The organism is Mycobacterium sp. NGS68 (assembly GCF_059812195.1).
Genome location: NZ_JCALCE010000024.1, coordinates 18,927 through 45,036, shown reverse-complemented (window position 1 = coordinate 45,036; position 26,110 = coordinate 18,927). Strand labels below are relative to the sequence as shown.

Genomic DNA, 26,110 nt, shown 5'->3' with positions numbered 1-26,110 from the left:
GCCATGCCCGACCAGACCGCGCTGACGGCGAAGGGACAGCGAACCCGCGAGGCGATCGAGCAGGCCGCCCGGAAGTTGTTCGCCGAGCGTGGCTTTCACGGCACCACCCTGGCGGACATCACGTCGGCGGCGGGCAAGTCGTCGGCGGTGTTCTACCGCTACTTCGCCGACAAGGAAGACCTCCTGGCCGCGCTGGCGGAGTCGTTCCTGCGCGAGGTGCTCTGCACGGCTCGGGTATCCGTTCAGTTGCCCGCCTCCCCGGATGACGGTGAGTACTTCGACTCGGTGGTCACCGGATACTGGAAGATCTTCAAGCAGAACATCGGCATCATGGTGGCGATCGCCCAGCTGGGTGCCACCCAGCAACGGTTTGCCCTGCTGCAGAACGAATTCCGGCGCTTCGGAATGGATATCGTGACCGCGTCGGTGTTGCACGCGCAGCAACAGGGCTACGGCAACGAGCTGAACCCGCAACACACCGCCGTCGCGATCGCGCTGCTGTTCGAACAGTTCACCTCCGTGGTGCTGCGGCCCGAAACGGCGGGTTTGGGAATTCGGATCAGCGACGCCGACGCCATCGCTACGCTGTCGACGGTATGGAAGAAGACGCTGTACGGTCGTTGACGCGGTGACGGCGCCCGACACACTGCCCGACAGGCTGCGGGCGGTGCTCGCCCAGGCGCTGCGCCTGGGCGCCGCGGACGTCACGATCGACAACCTGCGCGCGCTGCGCGACACCGCGCGCCGCACCACGTGGGCTTTCGACGCGGTCACGCCGCACGAGCGCCGCGCGCTGATCCTCTACACCGGGCAGCTGGGACAGACGGGCGCCAGCTTCAAGCTGCAGGCCCGCGCCCAGTCGGCCGCCGCGGCGCTGGGCGTGCCCGTGCCGACCTTCCTCGCCGGTGACGACTCCCCTGCGCTGCTCGGCTGCCCGTTCCTGATCAACGAGACGCTCAAAGGCCAGTCGGACAACGCCGGGATCATCGGCCGCCTCGACCCCGCCGGCCGGGCGGAGCTGTTGCGGCAGTGCGCGTCCGCACTGGCCACCATCCATCGGATCGACGCGAAAACCGGCGAACCGCCCCGCGCCCAACGGCTCGCCACCTGCCGTCTCCAACTCGACACCGCCGGCCCACCCTGCCCCACCTTCGAGTGGGCGTATCGCTGGCTGACCACCAACCAGCCGCCGCCGTCGCCCCCGACGCTGGTGCACGGCGACTATCAGATGGGGAACCTGCTCGTCGACGGCGCCGACCTGACCGGCGTGCTGGACTGGGAGTGGGTGCGCATCGGGGAGGCGAACGAGGACCTGGCCTGGTTCTGCCTGCGGGCCTGGCGGTTCGGCGCGCCGGCCGATCGGGGCGCCGGTGGCCTGGGTAGCATCGAGAGCTTCCTGAGCGCCTACGAAAGCGCCAGCGGCACCCGCGTCGACGCGGCCGGATTCCACTGGTGGCGGGTGATGGCCGCCCTGTTGTGGGGCATGACGGTGCTTGACCAGGCGCAGCAATGGTCGAGCGCGCAGGAGAACGTCCCCTCGATGCAGCTGGCGTTGATGGGCCGCCAGGTGTGTCAGGCGGAGTGGGACCTGCTGAGCCTGCTCGACGGACAAACCGCGCAACCTGACGCCGCACCCGCACCGGCGGCGTCCGAGACCTCGGCGAATGCCTGGAAAGATCTGCTCGGATGACGGATTACCAAGGCCGCCACCGAGTTCCGGATCCGCCCGACCCGACGCCCGGGGCCGGTGGCATGGCCGACGCGGTGGCGCTGCGGGACAGGCTGCGCGACATGGTCGGACCGGCGCTGGGCACCGACACCGCGGACCTGACGATCCAGAACCTGCGCGAGCTGAGGCGGACGCTGCGCCGGGTCACCTGGGCGTTCGACGCCGTCACCCGCGACGGGCGGCACGCGCTGATCCTGCAGGCGCCGCGCGGGGAGGCACAGCGCCACTACGCCCGCCAGGCCCGCGCCCAGGCCGTCGCCGCGGCCTGCGGCGTGCCCACCTCGCGGGCGCTCGCGAGCGACGACACGGGCGAGGTGCTCGGGCACCCATTCCTGCTCACCGAGCTGGTCAACGGCGAGTCCGATTACCCGCGCATCGTTCGCCAACTCGACGACGCCGACCCCCACGGTGGCCGCACGAGCCTGCTGCAGCAGTGCGCGTTCGCGCTGGCCGCCATCCACCGCATCGACGCAAGCTCTCGCGAGCAGGAGCGCCCGCAACAACTCGAGTCGTGCCGTCGCAAGCTCGACGCACTCGGCTCCCCGAGCGCCACCTTCGAGTGGGCGTTTCGCTGGCTGAGCACACACCAGCCGCCGCCGTCGCCCCCGGTGCTGGTGCACGGCGACTTCCGGGTGGGCAACCTGATCGTCGACGGGACCGACCTGACCGCCGTGCTGGACTGGGAGTTCGTGCACGTCGGCGACGCCTACGAAGACCTGGCCTGGTTCTGCGTGCGGGCCGGACGGTTCGACGGTCAGGCCGGCCGCGGGGCCGGCGGCCTGGGCAGCGTCGAGAGCTTCCTGAGCGCCTACGAGCGCGCCAGCGGGACGGTGCTGGACCGCGCCGACTTCCGCTGGTGGCGAGTGCTGACCACCCTGTCGTGGGGCCTGCGGCTGCGCACCCAGTCGCAGAAATGGCTGGCGCTGCAAGGGGATTCGGCGGGCAGCCGGGTTCCCGCGATGCAACTGGCGAGGGTGGGCCGCCAAGTGTGCGAGGCCGAATCCGACCTGCTCGACCTGCTCGACCCGTCAGACCAAGCGCACCCCGACGAGCGCGGCCCGGCCCCGGCGCCCACGCCCGGCCACGTCATCTCCCAGGGCTGGAAGGACCTCCTCGGATGACCCCGCCGCCGCAGCGGCTGGCGGCGGTGCTGGCGGCAGCCACGGGCCGCGGCGCCGCGGACGTCGGGATCGAAAACCTGCGCCGACTGACGCGCAGCCCGTCGCGCTCCACGTGGGCCTTCGACGCCGTCGCCCCGGAGGGACGCCGCGCGCTGATCCTGCACCTGGGCGAGGCCGGGCAAATGGGCGGCAGCTTCGAGGTGCAGGCCCGGGCGCAGGCCGCCGCGGCGGCCCACGGCGCACCCGTCCCGCGCGTCCTGACCGGCGAAGACTCGACCGACGCGCTCGGTCAGCCGTTCCTCATCACCGACCTGGTCGCCGGCGACACCGACTACCACCACATCGTGAGCCGGCTCGACGGCATCGATCCGCGGGGCGGGCGGGCGCGGCTGCTGCGGCAATGCGCCGCCGCGCTGGCCGCCATCCACCGGGTCGGGGCGACCTCGCCCGAACCGTATCGACCGCACCGGCTTTCGGTGTGCCGCCAACAACTCGACGCCCCGGGGGTCGGCAGCGCCGCCTTCGAATGGGCATTGCGCTGGCTGACCGGCCACCAGCCCCCACCCGCGGCGCCGGTGTTGGTGCACGGCGACTACCGGATGGGCAACCTGCTCGTCGACGGGACCGACCTGACCGGCGTGCTCGACTGGGAGTGGGTCCACGTCGGCGAGGCGAACGAGGACCTGGCCTGGTTCTGCGTGCGGGCCTGGCGGTTCGGCGCCGGCGCCGGGCTCGGGGCCGGCGGCCTGGGCGGCATCGAGAGCTTCCTGAGCGCCTACGAGGAAGCCGGTGGCAGCGCCGTCGACCGGGTCGGGTTTCACTGGTGGCTGGTGCTGGCGACGCTGTTCACCGGAATCCTGCGCCGTCAGCTGGCACAGGCGGGGCTGGCGGCGCCGGACGGGACGGTGCGCGCGGCGGTGCTGGGCCGGCAGGTCTGCGAGAGCGAGTTCGATCTGCTGACGCTGCTCGACCGGGAACCACCCGAGACGCCTGAGACGTTCGAGGCACCCGCCCGCGGCTGGCGGGACCTGCTGGCATGAACCTGGCAGAGCGGCTGCCGGCGGTGCTGGGACCGGCGTTGGGCGTGCCGGCGTCCGACGTCGGCATCGACAGCCTGCGCCCGCTGACCCGCGCCGCCCTACGCGACACCTGGGCGTTCGACGCGGTCACCCCGGGCGCGCGGCACGCGCTGGTCCTGCACACCGCGCCCACGGGAACGCCGGGCGTCAGCTTCACCCTGCAGGCCCGCGCGCAGCTCGCCGCCGCCCAGCAGGGCGTTCCCGTCCCGCGCATCCTGGCCGCCCAAGACTCCCCCGCCGCGCTCGGCAGCCCCTACCTGATCAGCTCGCGCATCGACGGCAGCACCGACCCCGCGCGCGTCGTCGCCGAACTCGATCGGATGGACCCGTCGGGTGGTCGCCCGCGCCTGCTGCGGCAGTGCGCCCAGGCGCTCGCCGCCATCCACCGCATCGATGCCAGCACCTCCGAACCGAGCCGGGCGCAACGGCTTTCGATCTGCCGGCGACAACTCGACAGCCCGGGTGTCACCAGCGCCACCTTCGAGTGGGCGTTTCGCTGGCTGGTACGTCACGAGCCGCCGCCGGCACCGGCGGTGTTCGTGCACGGCGACTTCCGGATGGGCAACCTCCTGGTCGCCGCGGGCGAGTTGACCGGTGTCGTCGACTGGGAATGGGCGCACGTCGGCGAAGCCGGCGAAGACCTGGCCTGGTTCTGTGCCCGCACTTGGCGATTCGGCGCTCCGGAGCGACTCGGGGCCGGCGGGCTGGGCAGCATCGGCAGCTTCCTGGACGCCTACCGGCAGGCCGGCGGGGGCACGGTCGACACGCCAGGCTTCCATTGGTGGCTGGTGATGGCCACCCTGTTCTCCGGTATCGTCCGCCGGGATCAGGCGCGGGCGTGGTTGACGGACAAGGACCCCCGGATGCGGTTTGCGGTGATGGGACGCCAGGTCTGCGAGATCGAGTGGGACCTGCTCGATCTGCTGGGCCGGCCGCGCCCCGACGCACCCCAACCCGCCCCTTCGGCGCCCTGGAAGGACCTGCTCGGATGACGCCGGAGCCCGACCGGCTGGCGGCGGCGCTCGCGCCGGCGCTGGGCCGCAGCGCCGCCGACATCACGATCGACAACCTGCGCGCCCTGCGCAGCGCCCCCGCCCGCAGCACCTGGGCCTTCGACGCCGTCACCGGCCAGGACCGCCGCGCGCTCATCCTGCACACCGGGCAGACTGGCCGCAGCTTCACGCAGCAGGCCCGCATCCAGGCGGCGGCCGCGGCGCGCGGCGTGCCCGTCCCGCACACCCTGGCCGCCGACGACTCCGCGGAGGTCCTGGGCGGCCCGTTTCTGATCAGCGAACGGATCCCGGGCGACACCGACCACCGGATCGTCGGGCGGCTCGACGGCACCGCTCGGCACGGGCTGTTGCGGCAGTGCGCGCGGGCGCTGGCCGGCATCCATCGGATCGACGCGCAAACACCCGAGTCGGCCCGCTGGTACCGGCTGTCGATCTGCCGTCGCGCCCTGGACGCCATGGGCGAGACCACCGCCACCTTCGAGTGGGCGGCGCGCTGGCTGACGGCCCACGAGCCGGCGCCGGCGCCGGCGGTGCTGGTGCACGGCGACTATCGGGTGGGCAATCTGCTGGTTGACGGCGCCGACCTGACCGGGGTGCTGGACTGGGAGTGGGTGCACGTGGGCGAGGCGGCCGAGGACCTGGCGTGGTTTTGCATGCGGCCCTGGCGATTCGGCGCTCGGGACAATGGGGGGGCCAGTCTGGGGGCCGGCGGCCTGGGCGGCATCGAGACTTTCCTGGACGCCTACGAGGAAGCCAGCGGCACCGCCGTCGACCGGGTCGGCTTCCACTGGTGGCGGATAATGACCACACTGTTCCGGGGTGTGATGTGTCTCGAGCAGGCGCACATGTGGGTCAGGAAGAAGGTGCAGGCGATGCCGTTGGCGATAATGGGCCGTCGGGTCTGCGAAAGCGAATGGGACCTGCTCGACCTGCTCGATGGGGGGGCGGCTTGATGGCGCCGGACGAATCCCTGCACGGACGCCCGTCGGCGGCCGAACTGGTGGCCGCGGTCGCCGGCTTCCTCGAGACCCAGGTCCAGACCCGCGATCGCGGCGCCCAGAACGAGGTGACCGCGGCCGCCCAAGCCCTGCGGATCGTCGAGCGCGAGCTGCTCGGCGACGCCGCCGGCGAGCGGGCGTCGCGCGACGCGCTGGCCACGCTGGGCTACGCCGACGAGGCGCAGCTGGCCGCCGCCATTCGCGACGGGCAGCTTGACGATCGCGCCGAGGACGTCACGTCGTATCTGCGTGCGCTAGTCAACCATCGCCTGACCGTCTCCCACCCCGGATACCAGGACGAGTAGTCACTCGAAAGGGCTCTAACGTGGATTTCACACTGCCGGAACACCTTCCGCCGCTGCTTGCCGAGATGGACGCGTTCATCGAGCGCGAGATCGCCCCGCTGCAGGCGGAGAACATGCAGTACTTCGACCATCGCCGCGAGTTCGCGCGCACCGACTTCGACAACGACGGCATCCCGACGCGGGAGTGGGAGGACCTGCTCGGCGAGATGCGGCGCCGCGCCGACGCGGCGGGCTGGCTGCGCTACGCGCTGCCCGCCTCCCTGGGTGGGCGCGACGGCAGCAACGTCGACATGGCCGTCATCCGGGAGTACCTGGCGCACAAGGGCCTTGGGCTGCACAACGACCTGCAGAACGAATCGTCGATCGTCGGGAACTTCCCGCAGGTGATCATGATGGAGCGGTTCGGCACCGACGCGCAGCGCCGCGACTGGTCGGAGGCGCTGATCACCGGCGACCGCTCGATGGCGTTCGGCCTCACCGAGCCGCTGCACGGCTCCGACGCGACCTGGCTGGAAACGCACGCCGAACGCGACGGGGACGACTGGGTGATCAACGGCTCCAAACGGTTCAACACCGGCGTGCACCGCGCGACGCACGACCTGATCTTCGCCCGCACCTCGGGCGAGCCGGGGCAGGCCCGCGGCATCACGGCGTTCCTGGTGCCCACCGACACTCCCGGATTCGCGGTCCCCTACTACTGGTGGACGTTCAACATGCCCACCGATCACGGCGAGGTCGAGCTGACCGACGTGCGGGTGCCCGCCGACGCGGTGCTCGGCGAGGTGGACCGCGGGCTGGAGGTCGCGCAGACCTTCCTGCACGAGAACCGGATCCGGCAGGCCGCCAGCAGCCTGGGCGCGGCGCAGTACTGCATCGACCGCGCGGCCGAATACGCCGCCGGGCGCCGCGTCTTCGGCAAGCCGCTGTCGGTCAACCAGGCCGTCCAGTGGCCGCTGGCCGAACTGCAGACCGAAGCCCAGATGGTGCGGCTGCTGGTCTACTACGCGGCCTGGCACCTGGACCGCGACCACCACATGGAGGTCTCCGACAAAGTGTCGATGGCCAACTACCGCGCCAACCGGCTGGTCTGCGACGCCGCCGACCGGGCGATGCAGATCTGCGGCGGCGTGGGTTACAGCCGGCACGAGCAGTTCGAGCACATCTACCGCCACCACCGCCGCTACCGGATCACCGAGGGCGCCGAGGAGATCCAGATCCGCCGGGTGGCGCAGCGGCTGTTCAAGTTCGGCAGCCAGGCGGCCAAGAACAACCGGGCGGCCACGTGACGGCGGCCAAAGAGCTGGCGGCGTCGCTGCCCACGGTCCTGGCACCGGCGCTCGGTGCGTTCACGGCGATCGACAACCTGCGCCAGCTGACCGGCGGCGCCAGCCGGACCACCTGGGCGTTCGAGGCCGTCACCGGCGACACGCGGCGCTCGCTGATCCTGCGCACCGGACCGCCCGACGACGTGCACGCCAGCATGGAACTCGAAGCCCGCGCGCAGGCCGCCGCCGCGGCGGCAGGCACGCCCGTCCCGAACATCCTGGTCGCCGACGACTCACCTGCCGCACTGGGCAATCCGTTCCTGATCTGCGACGAGATCAAGGGTGAGACGATCGTCCGGCGCATCCACCGCAAGCTCGACGACTGGGAACGCGTGAGCGTGCTGCGCCAGTGCGCGCACGCGCTGGCCGCGATCCACCGCGCCGACGCGCGCGACCCGGACCTGACCTACGAGGACCCCCTGGCGCAATGGCGCGAGCGGCTCGACGAGATGGGCGACACCACCGCCACCTTCGAGTTGGGGTTCCGCTGGCTGGCCGGCAACCAGCCGCCGCCGTCGGACCTGGTGCTGGTGCACGGCGACTTCCGGATGGGCAACCTGATCGTCGACGGGGCCGACCTGGCCGCGGTCCTGGACTGGGAGCTGGTGCACGTCGGTGAGGCCTACGAGGACCTGGCCTGGTTCTGCATCCGGGCGTGGCGGTTCGGCGCGCCGGCCGCGCGCGGCGCGGGCGGGCTGGGCAGCATCGAGAGCTTCCTGCGCGCCTACGAGGAGGCCGGCGGCGTCGCCGTCGACCGCGCGGCGTTCCGCTGGTGGATGGCGTTGGCCACGCTGCGCTGGGGCGTCATCTGCCGGTACCAGGCGGAGCGGCATCTGAGCGGGCAGGCCCGGTCGGTGGAGCTGGCGGCCATCGGCCGTCGGGTCTGCGAGACCGAGTGGGACCTGCTCGACCTGCTCGGAGAGGGGTTCTAGTGGACAGCGCGATCTACGGCCGCCCGACGGCCGCCGAACTCGTGGCCGCGGTCGCGGAGTTCCTCGAGACCGACGTCCGCGAGGCGACCGACGGGCAGGTCAACTTCCACGCCCGGGTCGCGGCCAACGCGCTGCGGATCGTCGAGCGCGAGCTCCTCGACACGGGCGCATCGGCCAGCCACGCGGCGCTCGCCGAGCTCGGGGTCGACGACGAGGCCCAACTCGCCGCCGCCATCCGGACCGGACAACTCGACGAATACCTGCCGGAGGTCTGCGCCAGCCTGCGCACGGTGGTGCGGCACCGGTTGTCGGTCGCCCACCCGGGATACGCGCAGGAGAAGCGGCCGGACAGCTAGCAAGCCAGCAAGGAGGAAGGGCACACGTGGCGAACGAGGTCCAAGAGGTGGCGGACCGGCTTTTCTCCGCCATCGAGAAGGGTGACCGCGCGACGGTCGAGCGGCTCTGGGACGACGGCGTCGCGGTGTGGCGGACCGGTGGCCGCGACCCCGCCAGATCCGACGACAAGGCCCGCGCACTGCGGGTCATCGACTGGTTCATCGGGGTGACCGCCGAGCGCCGCTACGAGATCCTCGACCGCCAGCTGTTCGACGGAGCCGAGCCCGGCTTCGTCCAGCAGCACATCCTGCACGCCACCGGCAACGCCGGACAATCGATCTGTCTGCGGGTGTGCATCGTCATCAAGGTAGGCACCAACGGCCTGATCAGCCGCATCGACGAATACTTCGATCCGGCGGGAATCGCGCCGCTGACGGCCTAGAACCGCTTAGGGAGGTACACCATGACGACTCTGGAAACGCTGCTCAACGACCCCGAGACCGCCGGCGTGTGGAACCTGGTTCCCGACAGGTCGAAAATCGGTTTCAAGATCAGGAACATGTGGGGGCTGATGCCGGTCAAGGGCCGGTTCGACGAATTCACCGGCGACGGGCAGCTGACCGCCAAGGGCGCGGTGTTCGGCCGCGTCGACATCCGCGTCGGCTCCCTGCATACCGGCATCAAGCGCCGCGACCAGCACCTGCTGTCGGCCGACTTCTTCGACGCCGAGCGTTTCCCCGAGATCAGCGTCGTCGTCACCGGCCTGGAACCCACCACCGGCCGTTCCGCCAACCTGCGCGCCACATTCACGATCAAGGGCACCACCGCCGGAGTGCCGCTGTCCGTCACGATCACCGAACTCGGCGACGGCTCGATCCGCGTCGCCGGGGAAGCCAAGGTCGACCGGTTCCAGTTCGGCGTGAATTTCGACAAGTTCGGCATGATCGCCGGCGAGGCGACGGTGACCGCGGACACCGTCTTCGTGCGGGCGGCCCGGTAGGACCGCTCCGGCCACCACCAGTAGCATCTGCACCGTGCCCGACTCGACTCCCGATTCGACGGTCGTTCTGCGGATCCTCGTATACAGCGACAACGTGCAGGCCCGCGAAGAAGTGATGCGCGCGCTGGGCAAGCACCTGCACCCCGACCTGCCCGAGCTGAGCTACCTCGAGGTGGCGACCGGCCCGATGGTGGTTCGGCAGATGGACGCCGGCGGCATCGACCTCGCCATCCTCGACGGCGAGGCGACGCCCACCGGCGGGATGGGCCTGGCCAAGCAGCTCAAGGACGAATTGGACACCTGCCCGCCGATCGTCGTGATCACCGGCCGGCCCGACGACGCCTGGCTGGCCGCCTGGTCCCGCGCCGAGGCCGCGGTGCCGCACCCGATCGATCCGATCGTGCTGGGCCGCACGGTGCTCGGACTGTTACGGGCTCCCGCTCGATAGGACGTCGTCGCTCGGATCCGCCGGGGCCTTACGGCGCCTGAGCAGCATCAGTGCGCCCAGGCCGACCACCAGCACCGCCACCACTCCGCCCAGCACCCAGGGCCACGGGGATCCGCCGGGCTCCGGTTGCTGTGCTGCCAGCGCCGTCAGGAAGGCGCCGTTATCGATCGGGCCGACGCCCGGCAGGGACTGGGTCTTGGCCACGTTGATCTGACCGCCGCTGCGGGGGTCGGTGGCCTGGCCCCAGGCCAGCGTCGAGTCGTCGAGCAGGAACGTGTCCTGGCTGCCCGGTGGCTGGCTGGCGTCGTGGCCCACCACTTCCACCTTGCCGACCTCGACGGTCTGGTTGGTGGCCGGGATGTTGGCCTTGACGTCGGTGTAGACCGCCGGTGGCGGCGGCGGGGTGTAGGACGCCGGCGGGGGGCCGCTCCAGCCCTCCGGCGGAATCCACGCCCCGCCGTTGAAGCTGCCCGAAGCCACATAGCTCTCGCTGACCGCGGTGAACGGGAACACCCCGACAACCGCGACGTTGAGCACGACGCTGGCGCCGGCGGCGACATAGACCTCGCGGTAGGCCCCGCCGAAGAAGTAGCGGAACGTCGTCGCCTCCTTCATCGGGTTGAAGAGCCGCGGGCGGTGGAAAGCGTCGTAGTCCAAGAAACCCCAATGCCGGGGCCGGGCCAGCGCCTGACCGTTGACGTTGACGATCTCGACATTGGCGTGGCGTTTGGCGATCAGGTCCTGCACCTTCTGCAGGAAGTTCTCCGGCTTCGGGGACGGCGGCGGGTTGGCCGGGTCGACGGTCGTCGGCGGGGCGTTCTTGGCGGCCTCGACGGCGTCCGGCGGCGCTTCCATGGCCTTCGGCGGCGGCAGCACCGCGGACTTGCCTGCCGGGTTCACCGGCGGGGACCCGCCGACCGCCGGGGTCTTCGCGGCCGGCGGCGAGGCCGGCGCGGGAGCTTGCGGGTAGGGCATGCCTGGGACATGGCATCTGGGGTCCAGGAGACAGCGATCGCCTTTCTCGGCGCGACACGCCGCGTCCCACTTGCCGACGTGAGGCCCCGCTTTGACGTTCGGGCAGTCCTCGTCATCGGGGCCGATGTAACCGCCCGGCGGCGGCGGCGAGGTGGTCGGGTCGGCGTGCGCCACCACCCCCGGGTACGGGGAGAGCTGCATCGCTGCCGCGACAGGGGCGATGGCGGCGACGGCCGCCACCACTACGACGATTCTTCTCATCAGGCCTGCCTCTCCTTCCACACGGATAAAGTCACCGGCAAGCGTTTGCCAACACCACAGGCGGCTTTACGACCGACCTAAACTCAGCAACCCAATATCGTAGGCTCAACGCCGCGTCGCGACGCACCTTTCGGCAAAGTCCGCAGGTCACTTCGACTTCTGGCCCCGCGCGGCGAAACCCTCGCCATCGCGGGATATTGGTCTGCAGAACAATATTCAGACCTGCGTGTTTTCCCACCGCCCCGGGTTGGCCCTGCTGTCGGCCGTTGCGCCCACAGCAAGAAGTTGCTTGGAAGTTCTTGGAATTTTCTTGGAGGACACGTGCCGGTTGCCGCCGGGTGTTCCGCAAGCGGGCCACGGCGACTGCGGATCGCTTCCTGTAGTGTCACGAACTTTGCTATCGACGAGGTGATGCCCACCCCGCCGATGGCGCTGATGGGTTAGCCTGCACCTGTCGCGATGGCGCTCTGCGGAAGGCGTCGGATGGAACCGGTGGCATTCGGCCGCTACGAGCTCGTCGAGCTGATCGGCGAGGGCGGCATGGGCAAGGTCTATCGCGCTCACGACACCGTGATCGGCCGCGATGTCGCGATCAAGGTGCTGCCCGCCGAACTCGGCGCCGAGCCCGGGTACCGCGAACGCTTTCGTCGCGAGGCGCACACCGCGGCGCGGCTCACCGAACCGCACATCATCCCCATCTACGACACCGGCGAAATCGACGGCCAGCTGTACCTGGTGATGCCGGTGGTCGACGGGATCGACCTGGACACCTTGCTGCGGCGCGACGGTGAGATGCGGCCGGAACGTGCGGTGCGGGTGATCGAGCAGCTCGCCGGTGCGTTGAGCACGGCCCACCGGCACGGGTTGGTGCACCGCGACGTCAAGCCGTCGAATGCGCTCCTGACCGGCCATGACTTCGTCTACCTGATCGACTTCGGCATCGTCCACGACGCGGCCGGCACCCGGCTCACGCAAACCGGTTGGATGCTGGGCACCCTGGCCTACATGGCGCCGGAACGGTTCGAGGGCGGCGGCGCCGACGCCCGCAGCGACATCTACGCACTCGCCTGCGTGCTGCATGAATGCCTGACCGGCCGAGCGCCCTTTGCCGGTGACAGCCTCCCGCAGCTGCTCCACGCGCACTTCAACCTGCCGCCACCCGCGCCGAGCCGCGGCACGGCCGACGTGCCCGTCGGGTTCGACGAGGTGATCGGGCGGGGAATGGCCAAAGATCCCGCGCGGCGCTACAGGACCGCCGACGAGCTCGCCGTTGCCGCACGCAATGCATTGACCGCGCCGGCGCCGGCGCCCACCGCGCCAAGCCCGACGCCGACCGCGCCCCTCACCGCGCCTGTCACGACCACCCCACCCGTCACGACGGCGTTGACGTCCGATCCCGGCACGCACCCCACCGCGGGCCCGCATCCCCCGCGCGCCGTGCTGCGTGCCGTCGACCGATCGCTGGTGCTCGGGGTCGCCGCGGTGGTCGCGGTGGCGGCCCTCACCGGCGTCGGCATCTACCTCGGCACCAGCACGTCGGGCCAGGGCGCAGCGCCCAGCGCGCAACCCACCTCGTCTGGCGTCGCCGCGGCCGCCCTGGAGGGGTTACTGCTCAGCCCCGCCGACGTCAACGGCGCGATGGGCGCCACCGGGATGACGGTCTCGTCGACGGCCGGCTCCCTCACGGACGCACGGGGCACGGTGTCGCCGCCGGAGTGCCAATCGGTAGCGGCGCCGATGCAGACGGCCGTCTACAGCGGAAGCGGTTGGACCGCGGCGCGCGGGCAGTCGCTACGCGAGCCAAGCCCGCAGTTCACGCACGGCGTGTTCCAGGGCGTGGTGTCGTTCGCCTCCGCGCGGGAAGCGGCGGCGTTCGTCAGCGGCGCGTCGCAAAACTGGTCGGCCTGCGCGAATCGCGGCTACACCGTCACCCGCGACGGCAACACCGCTCGGTTCACCACCGGCCCGGTGGCCACCGTCAACGGCGTCCTGAGCATCCCGTCAAAGCCCGCGGACGGTCCCGATCCGCCGTGCCAGCGGGCGTTGACTGCCGTCAACAACGTCGTCGTGGAAACCACGGCGTGCGAGGACAACGTGATCAACCAGGCCGTCAGCATCGCGGGCCTGATCGTGACGAAAATCCCACGATGATCAGCCGCAAAGCCCTATTCCGGGCATGCGCCGTGGGCTCGGTTTTCATCGCGAGCCTGGCCGGTGCGCCCTACAGAGGCACCCTGGCGGCCATCTTGTCGGCGATTCGGCGGGCCTCGTCGTCGACCTGACGGGCGCACGCGTTGACGTCCAAAACCACGTTCGACACCGCGCGGAGAACTCGTTGGCAGTTGTCGCCGCCCTCCAGGACGTGAACCTGCGAAATTGTCGGTGGGTTTCCGCTGACTACGCCGACCGTCCACCGCAACGCTTGGCCGGAGCTAACCGTTTGGCCAGCGCACGCCTTCCATTTCACCGCCGAGTTCTGCACGAAGGCCAGGGCCTGGTCAGTCGACGGAAACGCGGCCGCGGCCTGCTGGACAAAGTGCGTTACCGAATCCCCGGACTTGTTGGCAAGCACTTGCGCGCGGATTGCGGTGTATCCGCTGCCCGCGTATGCCGGCTGTTCAGCGACAAAAAAGGTTTCCAGGCAGCCCGGATTGGAGACCGGATCCGGCGGGGTGAAGGGTTCGTGAGCAACCGCCCCGACATTCGTCATGTCCGAGGTGCCGATCACCGCACTGATGTCCGGCACGCTCAGCAGGACGGAGTCCAGACGGTCGGGGGCCACCAGCGGCAACGGCGGCAGCGTGCTCGTGCGACTCTGACTTCGTCCGAAGATCGCGACCGCGCCCAGAACAACGGCCAGGACGGCTATTGCTACGGCGGCGATCAACCACCGCGTTCCGAACCGGCCCGACCCTACCGGCGTTCGGCGCCCCCCGGGCATGACGGGACGCGCCGCGCCCGTCGGCTTCGACACCGTCGCCGCGGCTTTCGGTTGCGCAAGCGCCTCGCGCGCGGCAACGGCCAGCTCTTGCGCGCTTTGATAACGCTGCCCGGGGTCTTTGGCCATTCCCCGGGCGATCACCGCGTCAAATCCGGCGGGAATGTTGACGTCGGCGCGACTCGGTGCCGGCGCAGGGACGTTCAAGTGCGCGTTCAACAGTTGCGGGAGGCTGTCACCCGCGTATGGCGCCCGGCCGGTGAGGCACTCATAGAGCACACAGGTGAGCGCATACACGTCGCCGCGCGCATCGGCCACGCCGGCCTCGAAGCGCTCCGGGGCCATGTAGGCCAGCGTGCCCACGATCGTCGAAGTGCTGGTCAGCTTGGTCGCTGCCGCCTCGTGGGCGATGCCAAAATCAATCAGGTAGACGAATTCGTGATCGGTCACCAGCGCGTTCGAGGGCTTGACGTCGCGGTGCACCAGGCCGTGCGCGTGGGCGGTGGCCAGGGCGGCGGCGAGTTGTTCGATTACCCGAACGGCGCGGTTTGGGCTCATCGGTCCTTCCCGCTGCAGCAGATTGTGCAGGTCGACACCATCGATCACTGGCATTACCAGGTACAGGTGCCCGTCGATCTCCCCCGTGTCGTGGATGGGGATGATGTGCGGCTCGGTCAGTCGGGCTGCGATGTGGGCCTCACGGCGGAACCGTGTTCGATAGCCCGGTTCCGTGGCCAAGTCGGCGGGCAGGATCTTGATCGCGACATCGCGATCGATCAGCGTGTCATGGGCCTTGTAGACCTTGCCCATGCCGCCCTCGCCGATCAAACCGAGCAGCTGATACCGCCCAAACTTGTCGTTTTCAATGGGCGTGCCCAACCGACCGCCTCCTGAGCCGCGTGCCGCCGGCGAGCCACGTTGCAGGCAGCAACCTGGGTCACCTACCGGGTCAAGCACGAACTATAGGCATCCGATTCGCTGCACGCGCCGAATCACGCCGCAGGTGCCGCCAATACGAACCCGGGTGAGGTGTTCGCAAGGTGTTAGCAACGTCGCAAAGCCCTACCCCGGACATGTGCTCTGCGCTTAGCCCGACTATGTTGAAGGTCACTGTGACGGCTCACAGACCCGGTCCGTCACAGCAGCCCGGTCACCGCCCGGCCGCTGCTCGAGCTCTGGGCGGCGGCCCGTTACGACGGATCATGGAGCAAGTTGAACGTCTACATACCCATCCTGGTACTCGGGGCGATTGCCGCCGCGTTCGCCGTGGGCTCCGTTTTCATCGCGAGCCTGGCCGGCCCATCGCGCTTCAACCGGTCCAAGCTGGCGGCCTACGAATGCGGGATCGAGCCCACCGACAGCCCGGTCAGCGGCCCGCAGGCGGCTGCCGGTCAGCGGTTCCCGGTGAAGTATTACCTGACCGCAATGTTGTTTATCGTCTTCGACATCGAGATCGTGTTCCTCTATCCCTGGGCCGTCACTTTCGACGTGCTGGGAACGTTCGCGTTGGTCGAGATGGTGATATTCATGCTCACGGTCTTCGTGGCGTACGCCTACGTGTGGCGCCGCGGCGGCCTGACGTGGGATTGAGGTAAGACGTGGGCCTGGAAGAACAGTTGCCCGGTGGCATCCTGCTGTCCACCGTGGAGAAGGTGGCGGGCTATGTCCGCAAGAACTCGCTGTGGCCGGCGACATTCGGGCTGGCCTGCTGCGCGATCGAGATGATGGCGACCGCCGGACCGCGGTTCGACATCGCCCGGTTCGGGATGGAGCGGTTCTCGGCCACGCCCCGGCAGGCCGACCTGATGATCGTCGCGGGGCGCGTCAGCCAGAAGATGGCGCCGGTGCTGCGGCAGATCTACGACCAGATGGCCGAGCCGAAGTGGGTACTGGCCATGGGCGTGTGCGCCTCCTCGGGCGGGATGTTCAACAACTACGCGGTGGTCCAGGGCGTGGACCACGTCGTTCCGGTGGACATCTACCTGCCCGGCTGCCCGCCGCGGCCGGAGATGCTGCTGTACGCAATCCTCAAGCTGCACCAGAAGATTCAGGAAATGCCGCTGGGCGTCAACCGGGAGCAGGCGATCGCTGAGGCCGAGCAGGCCGCCCTGTCGGCGCGGCCCACCATCGAAATGCACGGGCTGCTGCGATGAGCTCACCCGGCCAGGACCCGAAGGTCGCAGCCAGCGAGGTCGGGGGCACGCTGCCGTCGGCCGACGAAGAAGTGATCAACGTGCGCCGCGGCATGTTCGGTGTCACCGGATCCGGCGACACCTCCGGCTACGGACGGCTGGTCCGCGAGGTCACGCTGCCCGGCAGCACGCCGCGCCCGTACGGCGGATACTTCGACGACATCGCCGACCGGCTGGCCGACGCCCTGCAGCGCGCCGAACTCGAATTCGACGACGCCATAGAGAAAGTCGTGGTCGACCGCAACGAGCTGACGCTGCATGTGCGCCGCGAGCGGCTGCCGCAGGTCGCCCAGCGGCTGCGCGACGAACCGGACCTGCGCTTCGAACTGTGCCTGGGCGTGTCCGGCGTGCACTACCCGAACGAAACGGGTCGGGAACTGCACGCGGTATACCCCCTGCAGTCGATCACCCACAATCGCCGGCTGCGGCTGGAAGTGGCTGCGCCGGACAGTGATCCGCACATCCCGTCGCTGTACGACGTGTACCCGACCAACGACTGGCACGAGCGCGAGACCTACGACTTCTTCGGGATCATCTTCGACGGGCACCCGTCGCTGACCCGCATCGAGATGCCCGACGACTGGCACGGGCACCCGCAACGCAAGGACTACCCCCTCGGGGGCATCCCGGTGGAATACAAGGGCGCACAGATACCCCCGCCCGACGAGCGGAGGGGTTACAACTAATGGAAACCGAACCAAAATGACCGACACCAAGGAAACCCTCGTCGTCGCCGGCGGGCAGGACTGGGACAAGGTCGTCGAGGTGGCCCGCAACGCCGACCCCGGCGAGCGCATCGTCGTCAACATGGGCCCGCAGCACCCGTCCACCCACGGCGTGCTGCGCCTGATCATCGAGATCGAGGGCGAGACCGTCACCGAGGCCCGCTGCGGAATCGGCTACCTGCACACCGGGATCGAGAAGAACCTCGAATACCGGTACTGGACCCAGGGCGTCACCTTCGTCACCCGGATGGACTACCTGGCACCGTTTTTCAACGAGACCGCCTTCTGCCTGGGCGTGGAGAAGCTGCTCGGCATCACCGACGAGATCCCCGAGCGGGTCAACGTCATCCGGGTCATGATGATGGAGCTCAACCGGATCTCGTCGCACCTGGTCGCGCTGGCGACCGGCGGCATGGAACTGGGCGCCATGACCCCGATGTTCGTCGGCTTCCGCGGCCGCGAGATCCTGCTCACCCTGTTCGAGAAGATCACCGGGCTGCGGATGAACAGCGCCTACATCCGGCCCGGCGGCGTCGCGCAGGACCTGCCGCCCAACGCGCAGACCGATATCGCAGAAGCCCTCAAGGAATTGCGCGGCGTGCTGCACCAGATGGGGCAGCTGCTCAACGAGAACGCCATCTGGAAGGCCCGCACCCAGGACGTCGGCTACCTGGGCCTCGAGGGCTGCATGGCGCTGGGGGTCACCGGCCCGATCCTGCGTTCCACCGGGCTGCCGCACGACCTGCGCAAGAGCGAACCGTATTGCGGATACCAGGACTACGAGTTCGACGTGATCACCGACGACGGTTGTGATTCCTACGGGCGCTACATCATTCGCGTCAAGGAGATGTCGGAGTCGGTGAAGATCGTCGAGCAGTGCCTGGACAAGTTGCGGCCGGGCCCCACCATGGTCGAGGACCGCAAGATCGCCTGGCCGGCCGACCTGGCGGTGGGCCCCGACGGGATGGGCAACTCCCCCGAACACATCGCCAAGATCATGGGCAGCTCGATGGAGGCGCTGATCCACCACTTCAAGCTGGTCACCGAGGGCATCCGCGTGCCGGCGGGCCAGGTGTACGTGGCGGTCGAATCGCCGCGCGGCGAGCTCGGCGTGCACATGGTCAGCGACGGCGGCACCCGCCCGTACCGGGTGCACTACCGGGACCCGTCGTTCACCAACCTGCAGGCGGTCGCGGCGATGAGCGAGGGCGGGATGGTCGCCGACCTGATCACCGCGGTCGCCAGCATCGACCCGGTGATGGGCGGGGTGGACCGATGAGCACCCCGATGGGCGACCTGTCCGGGGATGGCAACCGGGTCTTCATCCGGCTCGGCCCGCCGCCCGAAGAGCCCAGCCAGTTCGTCGTCGAAGGCGCGCCACAGGAGTATGCGCCGGAGGTGGTGGCCCGGCTGGAGGTCGAGGCCAAGGAGATCATCGGCCGCTACCCGGACAAGCGCTCGGCGCTGCTGCCGCTGCTGCACCTGGTGCAGGGCGAAGACTCCTACATCACCCCGGCGGGGCTGGAGTTCTGCGCCGGCCAGCTTGGCCTGACCAGCGCGCAGGTCTCGGCGGTGGCGAGCTTCTACACCATGTACCGCCGCGGACCCACCGGCGACTACCTGGTCGGCGTCTGCACCAACACGCTGTGCGCGGTCATGGGCGGCGACGCCATCTTCGCCGACCTCAAAGCGCATCTGGGCATCGGCAACGACCAGACCACCGGCGACGGCACGGTCACCCTGCAGCACATCGAGTGCAACGCGGCCTGCGACTACGCGCCGGTGGTGATGGTCAACTGGGAGTTCTACGACAACCAGACGCCCGGGTCCGCCCGCGAACTCGTCGATTCGCTGCGCGCCGGGGAGCCCAAGGAGCCCACCCGCGGCGCGCCGCTGTGCAAGTTCCGCGAGACGTCACGCATCCTGGCCGGCCTCCGCGACGAGCGCCCCGACCAGGGCCAGGGCGGCGCCGGCCCGGCCACGCTGGCCGGGCTGCGGGTCGCGCAGGACAACGACATGACCGCCCCGACCCCGCCCGGAGCCGACTCATGACCACGCCGCTGACCCCGGTGATCAGCCGGTACTGGGACGACCCCGAGTCGTGGACGCTGGCCACCTACCAGCGCAATGACGGCTACAAGGGCATGGCGAAGGCGCTGGCCATGGAACCCGACGCGGTGATCGGGACCGTCAAGGACTCCGGGCTGCGCGGACGCGGCGGCGCGGGCTTCTCGACCGGCACGAAGTGGTCGTTCATCCCGCAGGGCGACAGCGGTGCGGCCGCCAAGCCGCACTACCTGGTGGTCAACGCCGACGAGTCCGAACCCGGCACGTGCAAGGACATCCCGCTGATGCTGGCGACGCCGCACGTGCTGATCGAGGGCGTGATCATCGCGTCGTACGCGATCCGGGCCAGCCACGCCTTCATCTATGTGCGCGGCGAGGTGCTGCCGGTGCTGCGCCGCCTGCAGAACGCCGTCGCCGAGGCCTACGCGGCCGGCTTCCTGGGCCGCGACATCAACGGCTCCGGCTACGACCTGGAACTGGTGGTGCACGCCGGCGCGGGCGCCTACATCTGCGGCGAGGAAACCGCGCTGCTCGACTCGCTCGAGGGCCGGCGCGGCCAGCCGCGGCTGCGTCCGCCGTTCCCCGCGGTCGCCGGGCTGTACGGCTGCCCGACGGTGATCAACAACGTCGAGACCATCGCGAGCGTGCCGTCGATCATCCTCAACGGCGTGGACTGGTTCCGGTCCATGGGCAGCGAGAAATCGCCCGGCTTCACGCTGTATTCGCTGTCCGGGCACGTCACCCGGCCGGGCCAGTACGAGGCCCCGCTGGGCATCACGCTGCGCGAGCTGCTCGACTACGCGGGCGGGGTCCGCGCCGGGCACCAGCTCAAGTTCTGGACCCCCGGCGGGTCGTCCACGCCGCTGCTCACCGACGAGCACCTCGACGTGCCGCTGGACTATGAGGGCGTCGGTGCGGTCGGCTCGATGCTGGGCACCAAGGCGTTGGAGATCTTCGACGAGACCACCTGCGTGGTGCGCGCCGTGCGCCGCTGGACCGAGTTCTATGCGCACGAATCCTGCGGAAAGTGCACGCCCTGCCGCGAGGGCACGTTCTGGCTGGACAAGATCTACGAGCGGCTGGAAACCGGCCGCGGCACCCACGAGGACATCGACAAGCTGCTGGACATCTCCGACGCCATCCTCGGGAAGTCGTTCTGCGCGTTGGGCGACGGCGCCGCCAGCCCGGTGATGTCGTCCATCAAGCACTTCCGCGACGAATACGTCGCGCACATCGAAGGAGGCGGCTGCCCGTTCGACCCGAAGGACTCCATGCTCACGTTGGACGGAAAGGCCTGACAGCCCGATGACAACCACTTCTGGCGCCGCCAAGCCCGAAGCCGGCAACCCCAAGACTGGCACGCAGCCCGAGGACGTGCAGCCGCCGGGCATGGTGACGCTGACCATCGATGACGCCGAAATCAGAGTTCCCAAGGGCACTCTGGTGATCCGCGCGGCCGAGCTGATGGGCATCCAGGTGCCGCGGTTCTGCGACCACCCGCTGCTCGACCCGGTCGGCGCGTGCCGACAGTGCCTGGTCGAGGTCGAGGGTCAGCGCAAGCCGCTGGCGTCGTGCACCACCGTCTGCACCGACGACATGGTGGTGCGCACCCAGCTCACCTCGGAGGCCGCCGACAAGGCCCAGCACGGCGTGATGGAACTGCTGCTGATCAACCATCCGCTGGACTGCCCGATGTGCGACAAGGGCGGCGAATGCCCGTTGCAGAACCAGGCGATGTCCAACGGCCGCGCGGAGTCCCGCTTCACCGACGTCAAGCGCACGTTCGCCAAGCCGATCAACATCTCCTCGCAGGTGCTGCTGGACCGCGAGCGCTGCATCCTGTGCGCGCGGTGCACGCGGTTCTCGGATCAGATCGCCGGCGACCCGTTCATCGACATGCAGGAGCGCGGCGCCCTGCAGCAGGTCGGCATCTACGCCAACGAGCCGTTCGACTCCTACTTCTCCGGCAACACCGTGCAGATCTGCCCGGTGGGCGCGCTCACCGGAACCTCCTACCGATTCCGCGCCCGGCCGTTCGACCTGGTCTCCAGCCCCAGCGTGTGCGAGCACTGCGCGGGCGGCTGCGCCGAGCGCACCGACCACCGCCGCGGCAAGGTGCTGCGTCGGCTGGCCGGCGACGACCCGGAAGTCAACGAGGAATGGAACTGCGACAAGGGCCGGTGGGCGTTCAAGTACGCCACCCTGTCCGACGTCATCACCACCCCCCTGATCCGCGACGCCGACGGCGCGCTGCAGCCCGCGTCGTGGTCGCACGCGATCGTCACCGCGACCCAGGGGCTCGAGGCGGCGCGCGGCCGCGCGGGTGTGCTCGTCGGCGGCCGGGTGACTTGGGAAGACGCCTACGCCTACGCCAAGTTCGCCCGGATCGTGTTGGACACCAACGACATCGACTTCCGCGCCCGCCCACATTCGGACGAGGAGGCGCAGTTCCTGGCGGCCCGCGTCGCCGGCCGGCCGATCACGGTGAGCTACACCGACCTGGAATCGGCGCCGGTGGTGCTGCTGGTCGGGCTCGAGCCCGAGGAAGAGGCGCCGGCGGTGTTCCTGCGGCTGCGCAAGGCGGCCCGCAAGCACAACGTGCCGGTGTACTCGGTCGCGCCCTTCGAGACCCGTTCGCTGCGGAAGATGTTCGGCAAGTTGCTGCAGACCGCTCCGGGTGCCGAGCCCGCGGCGCTGGACGGGCTGGCCACCGGCCACATCGGTGATCTGCTGTCGACATCCGGGGCCGTGATCATGGTCGGTGAGCGCCTGGCCACCGTGCCCGGCGGGTTGTCCGCCGCCGCGCGGCTGGCCGACGCCACCGGGGCGCGGCTGGCGTGGGTGCCGCGGCGCGCCGGCGAACGGGGTGCGCTGGAGGCCGGCGCGCTGCCCGCGCTGCTGCCCGGCGGCCGTCCCCTGGCCGACGAGATCGCCCGCGCGCAGGTCGCCGAGGCCTGGCACGTCTCCGAACTGCCCGCCGAGCCCGGACGCGACGCCGACGGCATCCTGGCCGCCGCCGCCGACGGCAGCGTGGGCGCGCTGCTGGTCGGCGGCATCGAGCCCGCCGACTTCGCCGATCCCGACGCGGTGCTGGCCGCGCTGGACGCCGCGGGTTTCGTGGTCAGCCTGGAACTGCGGCACAGCGAGGTCACCGACCGCGCCGACGTGGTGTTCCCGGTCGCGCCGACGACGCAGAAGGCCGGCGCGTTCGTCAACTGGGAGGGCCGCTACCGCGGCTTCGGCCCCGCCCTGCAGGGCACCACCCGCGGGGCCGCCCAGTCCGATCACCGGGTGCTCGACGCGCTCGCCGACGAAATGGGCGTCTACCTGGGCATGGCGACCATCGAGACGGCCCGCGAAGAACTCTCCGCGCTGGGCACCTGGGACGGCAAGCACGCCGCCGGCCCGCAGGTCGACGCCCCCGAGCCGGCCCAACCCGGCTCCGGTGAGGCGGTGTTGACCGGCTGGCGGCAACTGCTCGACGCCGGCCGCCTGCAGGACGGCGAGCCGTATCTGGCCGGCACCGCGCGCACGCCCGTCGTGCGCCTGTCCGCCGCTACCGCCGCCGAGATCGGCGCCGCCGACGGCGAGGACGTCACGGTCAGCACCGAGCGCGGCTCGATCACGCTGCCGCTGACCGTCACCGACATGCCGGACCGGACGGTGTGGCTGCCGCTGAACTCGCCGGGCTCGGCGGTGCACCGGCAGCTCGGCGTGACCATCGGCGGCATCGTGCGGATCGGGGTGAACGGCTCATGAGCTCCTTCGGACACGACCCCTGGTGGTTGGTGGTGGCCAAAGCGCTGGCCATCTTCGTGTTCCTGATGCTGAACGTGCTGCTGGCGATCCTGTTCGAGCGCAAGATCCTGGGCTGGATGCAGCTGCGGCCCGGCCCCAACCGGGTGGGCCCGTGGGGCGCCCTGCAGAGCCTGGCCGACGGGATCAAGCTGGCGCTCAAGGAGAGCATCACGCCGCGCGGCGTCGACTGGTTCGTGTACATGGCGGCGCCGGTCATCGCGACGATCCCCGCGTTCACCGCCTTCGCCTTCATCCCGTTCGGCCCGGAGGTGTCGGTGTTCGGCCACCGGACCCCGCTGCAGCTCACCGACCTGCCGGTCGCGGTGCTGTTCATCCTGGGGCTGTCGGCAATCGGCGTGTACGGCATCGTGCTGGGCGGTTGGGCGTCGGGCTCCACCTACCCGCTGCTGGGCGGGGTGCGCTCGACCGCGCAGGTGATCTCCTACGAGGTGGCGATGGGGCTGTCGTTCGCGGCGGTGTTCCTGTTCGCCGGCAGCATGTCGACCTCGAAGATCGTCGCGGCGCAGGACCGCGTCTGGTACGTCTTCCTGCTGCTGCCGTCGTGCATCATCTATCTCATCTCGATGGTGGGTGAAACCAACCGCGCCCCGTTCGACCTGCCCGAGGCCGAGGGCGAGCTGGTCGCCGGGTTCCACACCGAGTACTCGTCGCTGAAATTCGCGATGTTCATGCTGGCCGAGTACGTCAACATGATGACGGTGTCCTCGCTCGCCACGGTCATGTTCTTCGGCGGCTGGCATGCGCCCTGGCCGATCGACATGTGGCCCGGCGCCAACACCGGCTGGTGGCCGGTGCTGTGGTTCACCGCCAAGATGTGGACGTTCCTGTTCATCTACATGTGGCTGCGCGCCAGCCTGCCCCGGTTCCGCTACGACCAGTTCATGGCGCTGGGCTGGAAGCTGCTGATCCCGGCCTCGCTGGTGTGGATCCTGATCGCGGCGGTGGTCCGCACGCTGCGCAACGAGGGCTACCAGCACTGGACGGTGGTGCTGGTAGTCAGCAGCCTCGTCGTCGCCGTGGTGCTGGTGGCGACGCTGCGCAGGCCGTTCAGCGCGCCCAGCGTCCGGGCCCGGGCGCGAGCGGAACGCAAGCAGCGCAATGCGGCCCCGCAGGGCACCGAAAGCATCACCAGCGCACCGGCATTCCCGACCCCGCCGATGCCGGGGGAACGGACCGGCGCCGACGCAACCAAGGAGACAGCGCGTGCCTAAATTCCTTGACCCGGTCGCCGGCTTCGGCGTGACGTTCGGGTCGATGTTCAAGAAGACCATCACCGAGGAGTATCCGGAGAAGCCGGGCCCGGTCGCGCCGCGCTACCACGGCCGCCACCAGCTCAACCGGTACGCCGACGGCCTGGAGAAGTGCATCGGCTGCGAGCTATGCGCCTGGGCCTGCCCGGCCGACGCCATCTACGTCGAGGGCGCCGACAACACCGACGAACAGCGGTTCTCGCCCGGCGAGCGCTACGGCCGGGTCTACCAGATCAACTATCTGCGCTGCATCGGCTGCGGCCTGTGCATCGAGGCCTGCCCGACGCGGGCGTTGACCATGACCAACGACTACGAGCTGGCCGACGACAACCGGGCCGACCTGATCTACGAGAAGGACCGGCTGCTGGCCCCGCTGAAGCCGGAGATGACCCAGCCGCCGCATCCCCGGGCCGAGGGCGCCACCGACAAGGACTACTACCAGGGCAACGTGACCGCCGAAGGCCTGCGCGAAAGCCCGAACACCGGGGAACCCCGGTGATCACGACGCTCGCGACGGAAACCATCGTCCGGACCTCCACCGGTGAGGCGGTGACGTTCTGGATCCTGGGTGCGGCCGCGGTGATCGGCGCCATCGGCGTCGTGCTGGCCGTCAACGCCGTGTATTCGGCGATGTTCCTGGCGATGACGATGATCATCCTGGCCGTGTTCTACATGATCCAGGACGCGCTGTTCCTGGGCGTCGTCCAGGTCGTCGTCTACACCGGCGCGGTGATGATGCTGTTCCTGTTCGTGTTGATGCTGATCGGCGTGGACTCCGCGGAATCGCTGAAGGAGACGCTGCGCGGGCAGCGGGTCGCCGCCGTCGTCACCGGCGTCGGGTTCGGCATCCTGCTGATGGCCGCCATCGGCAACGTCGCCACCGGCGGTTTCGTCGGCATGTCCACCGCCAACGCCTACGGCAACGTGGAAGGCCTGGCGGCGCTGATCTTCTCGCGCTACCTGTGGGCGTTCGAGTTGACCAGCGCGCTGCTGATCACCGCCGCCGTGGGCGCGATGATCCTGGCCCACCGCGAACGCTTCGAGCGCCGCAAGACCCAGCGGGAGCTGTCCCAGGAGCGGTTCCGTCCCGGCGGGCGCCCCACCCCGCTGCCGAACCCCGGTGTGTACGCACGCCAGAATGCGGTCGACGTGGCGGCGCTGCTTCCCGACGGTTCCTACTCGGATCTGTCGGTATCCAAGATTCTGCGGCGCCGCGGCGCCGACGGCGCGGAGCTGCCCGAGCTCGGCTCCGGAGACTCCGAACCGGTCCCCCAACCCATCCAGGGCGGTGCGTCGTGAACCCGGCCAACTACCTCTACCTTTCGGCGCTGCTGTTCACCATCGGGGCATCCGGTGTGCTGTTGCGGCGCAACGCCATCGTGATGTTCATGTGCGTCGAGCTCATGCTCAACGCCGTCAACCTGGCGTTCGTCACCTTCGCCCGGATGCACGGGCACCTGGACGGTCAGATGATCGCGTTCTTCACCATGGTGGTGGCCGCCTGCGAGGTCGTCGTCGGCCTGGCGATCATCATGACGATTTTCCGTGCCCGTAAATCGGCGTCCGTCGACGACGCGAATCTACTCAAAGGCTGAGA

The 26,110-nt window shown here is 69.7% G+C and carries 27 protein-coding genes; 25 read left to right on the top strand and 2 right to left on the bottom strand.

What is annotated here, in order from left to right; all coding sequences use genetic code 11:
- Nucleotides 1–3: 3 nt before the first annotated feature.
- From AC5Y5V_RS22805 to AC5Y5V_RS22745, 13 genes are all read left to right on the top strand, one after another.
- Nucleotides 4–624 carry a TetR/AcrR family transcriptional regulator gene (locus AC5Y5V_RS22805; RefSeq protein WP_499940189.1) on the top strand — a complete coding sequence of 207 codons (621 nt, stop codon included), beginning with the start codon at nucleotides 4–6 and terminating at the stop codon, nucleotides 622–624.
- Between the two features lie 4 nt (nucleotides 625–628).
- Nucleotides 629–1,690, top strand: a complete 1,062-nt coding sequence (locus AC5Y5V_RS22800; RefSeq protein ID WP_499940188.1) for a phosphotransferase family protein — start codon at nucleotides 629–631, stop codon at nucleotides 1,688–1,690.
- Nucleotides 1,691–1,752: 62 nt separating this feature from the next.
- Nucleotides 1,753–2,850, top strand: a complete 1,098-nt coding sequence (locus tag AC5Y5V_RS22795) for a phosphotransferase family protein (RefSeq protein ID WP_499940230.1) — start codon at nucleotides 1,753–1,755, stop codon at nucleotides 2,848–2,850.
- Nucleotides 2,847–3,890, top strand: a complete 1,044-nt coding sequence (locus tag AC5Y5V_RS22790; protein WP_499940187.1) for a phosphotransferase family protein — start codon at nucleotides 2,847–2,849, stop codon at nucleotides 3,888–3,890. The genes AC5Y5V_RS22795 and AC5Y5V_RS22790 overlap by 4 nt, the downstream gene beginning before the upstream one ends.
- Nucleotides 3,887–4,921: a phosphotransferase family protein gene (locus tag AC5Y5V_RS22785; protein WP_499940186.1), complete on the top strand. Its 1,035-nt coding sequence runs from the start codon at nucleotides 3,887–3,889 to the stop codon at nucleotides 4,919–4,921. The genes AC5Y5V_RS22790 and AC5Y5V_RS22785 overlap by 4 nt, the downstream gene beginning before the upstream one ends.
- Nucleotides 4,918–5,895, top strand: coding sequence for a phosphotransferase family protein (locus AC5Y5V_RS22780; RefSeq protein WP_499940185.1), 978 nt, complete (start codon nucleotides 4,918–4,920; stop codon nucleotides 5,893–5,895). Before AC5Y5V_RS22785 ends, AC5Y5V_RS22780 begins: the two co-directional genes overlap by 4 nt.
- Nucleotides 5,895–6,245: a DUF6285 domain-containing protein gene (locus AC5Y5V_RS22775; protein ID WP_499940184.1), complete on the top strand. Its 351-nt coding sequence runs from the start codon at nucleotides 5,895–5,897 to the stop codon at nucleotides 6,243–6,245. Before AC5Y5V_RS22780 ends, AC5Y5V_RS22775 begins: the two co-directional genes overlap by 1 nt.
- Before the next feature lie 20 nt (nucleotides 6,246–6,265).
- Complete coding sequence (locus tag AC5Y5V_RS22770; protein ID WP_499940183.1) at nucleotides 6,266–7,531, top strand: acyl-CoA dehydrogenase family protein; 1,266 nt, start codon at nucleotides 6,266–6,268, stop codon at nucleotides 7,529–7,531.
- Entirely contained in the window at nucleotides 7,528–8,502 is a 975-nt protein-coding gene (locus tag AC5Y5V_RS22765) for a phosphotransferase family protein (protein ID WP_499940182.1), read from the top strand. The genes AC5Y5V_RS22770 and AC5Y5V_RS22765 overlap by 4 nt, the downstream gene beginning before the upstream one ends.
- A complete protein-coding gene (locus AC5Y5V_RS22760; protein WP_499940181.1) occupies nucleotides 8,502–8,858 on the top strand; it encodes a DUF6285 domain-containing protein in 357 nt (118 codons plus the stop codon). The genes AC5Y5V_RS22765 and AC5Y5V_RS22760 overlap by 1 nt, the downstream gene beginning before the upstream one ends.
- Nucleotides 8,859–8,884: 26 nt before the next feature.
- Nucleotides 8,885–9,280 carry a nuclear transport factor 2 family protein gene (locus tag AC5Y5V_RS22755; RefSeq protein WP_499940180.1) on the top strand — a complete coding sequence of 132 codons (396 nt, stop codon included), beginning with the start codon at nucleotides 8,885–8,887 and terminating at the stop codon, nucleotides 9,278–9,280.
- A gap of 21 nt (nucleotides 9,281–9,301) precedes the next feature.
- On the top strand, nucleotides 9,302–9,838 hold the full coding sequence (locus tag AC5Y5V_RS22750) for a YceI family protein (RefSeq protein ID WP_499940179.1): 537 nt from the start codon (nucleotides 9,302–9,304) through the stop codon (nucleotides 9,836–9,838).
- A gap of 34 nt (nucleotides 9,839–9,872) precedes the next feature.
- Nucleotides 9,873–10,286, top strand: coding sequence for an Rv3143 family two-component system response regulator (locus tag AC5Y5V_RS22745; protein WP_499940178.1), 414 nt, complete (start codon nucleotides 9,873–9,875; stop codon nucleotides 10,284–10,286).
- On the opposite strand, the gene AC5Y5V_RS22740 is transcribed toward AC5Y5V_RS22745, so the two are convergent.
- Complete coding sequence (locus AC5Y5V_RS22740; RefSeq protein ID WP_499940177.1) at nucleotides 10,266–11,522, bottom strand: hypothetical protein; 1,257 nt, start codon at nucleotides 11,520–11,522, stop codon at nucleotides 10,266–10,268. The two genes, AC5Y5V_RS22745 and AC5Y5V_RS22740, sit on opposite strands and share 21 nt — an antisense overlap.
- A 483-nt stretch (nucleotides 11,523–12,005) precedes the next feature.
- Between AC5Y5V_RS22740 and AC5Y5V_RS22735 the strand changes: the two genes are divergently transcribed.
- Nucleotides 12,006–13,673 carry a serine/threonine-protein kinase PknH/PknJ gene (locus AC5Y5V_RS22735; protein ID WP_499940176.1) on the top strand — a complete coding sequence of 556 codons (1,668 nt, stop codon included), beginning with the start codon at nucleotides 12,006–12,008 and terminating at the stop codon, nucleotides 13,671–13,673.
- A gap of 70 nt (nucleotides 13,674–13,743) precedes the next feature.
- Here the strand turns inward: AC5Y5V_RS22735 and AC5Y5V_RS22730 are convergent, their stop codons facing one another.
- Nucleotides 13,744–15,339: a serine/threonine-protein kinase PknH/PknJ gene (locus AC5Y5V_RS22730; protein ID WP_499940175.1), complete on the bottom strand. Its 1,596-nt coding sequence runs from the start codon at nucleotides 15,337–15,339 to the stop codon at nucleotides 13,744–13,746.
- 333 nt (nucleotides 15,340–15,672) lie between these two features.
- Between AC5Y5V_RS22730 and AC5Y5V_RS22725 the strand changes: the two genes are divergently transcribed.
- From AC5Y5V_RS22725 to nuoK, 11 genes are read left to right on the top strand one after another with little or no spacing between them, the layout of a single operon-like run.
- Complete coding sequence (locus AC5Y5V_RS22725; RefSeq protein ID WP_499940174.1) at nucleotides 15,673–16,050, top strand: NADH-quinone oxidoreductase subunit A; 378 nt, start codon at nucleotides 15,673–15,675, stop codon at nucleotides 16,048–16,050.
- An 8-nt stretch (nucleotides 16,051–16,058) separates the two neighbouring features.
- A complete protein-coding gene (locus AC5Y5V_RS22720; protein WP_499940173.1) occupies nucleotides 16,059–16,613 on the top strand; it encodes a NuoB/complex I 20 kDa subunit family protein in 555 nt (184 codons plus the stop codon).
- Nucleotides 16,610–17,338 carry an NADH-quinone oxidoreductase subunit C gene (locus AC5Y5V_RS22715; protein WP_499940172.1) on the top strand — a complete coding sequence of 243 codons (729 nt, stop codon included), beginning with the start codon at nucleotides 16,610–16,612 and terminating at the stop codon, nucleotides 17,336–17,338. The genes AC5Y5V_RS22720 and AC5Y5V_RS22715 overlap by 4 nt, the downstream gene beginning before the upstream one ends.
- Nucleotides 17,339–17,354: 16 nt before the next feature.
- Entirely contained in the window at nucleotides 17,355–18,656 is a 1,302-nt protein-coding gene (gene nuoD / locus AC5Y5V_RS22710) for an NADH dehydrogenase (quinone) subunit D (RefSeq protein WP_499940171.1), read from the top strand.
- 8 nt (nucleotides 18,657–18,664) lie between these two features.
- Nucleotides 18,665–19,429, top strand: coding sequence for an NADH-quinone oxidoreductase subunit NuoE (gene nuoE, locus AC5Y5V_RS22705; RefSeq protein WP_499940229.1), 765 nt, complete (start codon nucleotides 18,665–18,667; stop codon nucleotides 19,427–19,429).
- A complete protein-coding gene (nuoF, locus tag AC5Y5V_RS22700; protein WP_499940170.1) occupies nucleotides 19,426–20,742 on the top strand; it encodes an NADH-quinone oxidoreductase subunit NuoF in 1,317 nt (438 codons plus the stop codon). Before nuoE ends, nuoF begins: the two co-directional genes overlap by 4 nt.
- Nucleotides 20,743–20,749: 7 nt before the next feature.
- Nucleotides 20,750–23,203: an NADH-quinone oxidoreductase subunit G gene (locus AC5Y5V_RS22695; RefSeq protein WP_499940169.1), complete on the top strand. Its 2,454-nt coding sequence runs from the start codon at nucleotides 20,750–20,752 to the stop codon at nucleotides 23,201–23,203.
- A complete protein-coding gene (nuoH, locus tag AC5Y5V_RS22690) occupies nucleotides 23,200–24,474 on the top strand; it encodes an NADH-quinone oxidoreductase subunit NuoH (RefSeq protein ID WP_499940168.1) in 1,275 nt (424 codons plus the stop codon). The genes AC5Y5V_RS22695 and nuoH overlap by 4 nt, the downstream gene beginning before the upstream one ends.
- Nucleotides 24,467–25,012 (top strand): NADH-quinone oxidoreductase subunit NuoI, encoded by a 546-nt coding sequence (gene nuoI, locus AC5Y5V_RS22685; RefSeq protein ID WP_499940167.1) that lies wholly within the window; start codon nucleotides 24,467–24,469, stop codon nucleotides 25,010–25,012. The genes nuoH and nuoI overlap by 8 nt, the downstream gene beginning before the upstream one ends.
- Complete coding sequence (locus AC5Y5V_RS22680) at nucleotides 25,009–25,812, top strand: NADH-quinone oxidoreductase subunit J (RefSeq protein ID WP_499940166.1); 804 nt, start codon at nucleotides 25,009–25,011, stop codon at nucleotides 25,810–25,812. Before nuoI ends, AC5Y5V_RS22680 begins: the two co-directional genes overlap by 4 nt.
- Nucleotides 25,809–26,108: an NADH-quinone oxidoreductase subunit NuoK gene (gene nuoK, locus AC5Y5V_RS22675; RefSeq protein ID WP_007168303.1), complete on the top strand. Its 300-nt coding sequence runs from the start codon at nucleotides 25,809–25,811 to the stop codon at nucleotides 26,106–26,108. Before AC5Y5V_RS22680 ends, nuoK begins: the two co-directional genes overlap by 4 nt.
- Nucleotides 26,109–26,110 lie beyond the last annotated feature (2 nt).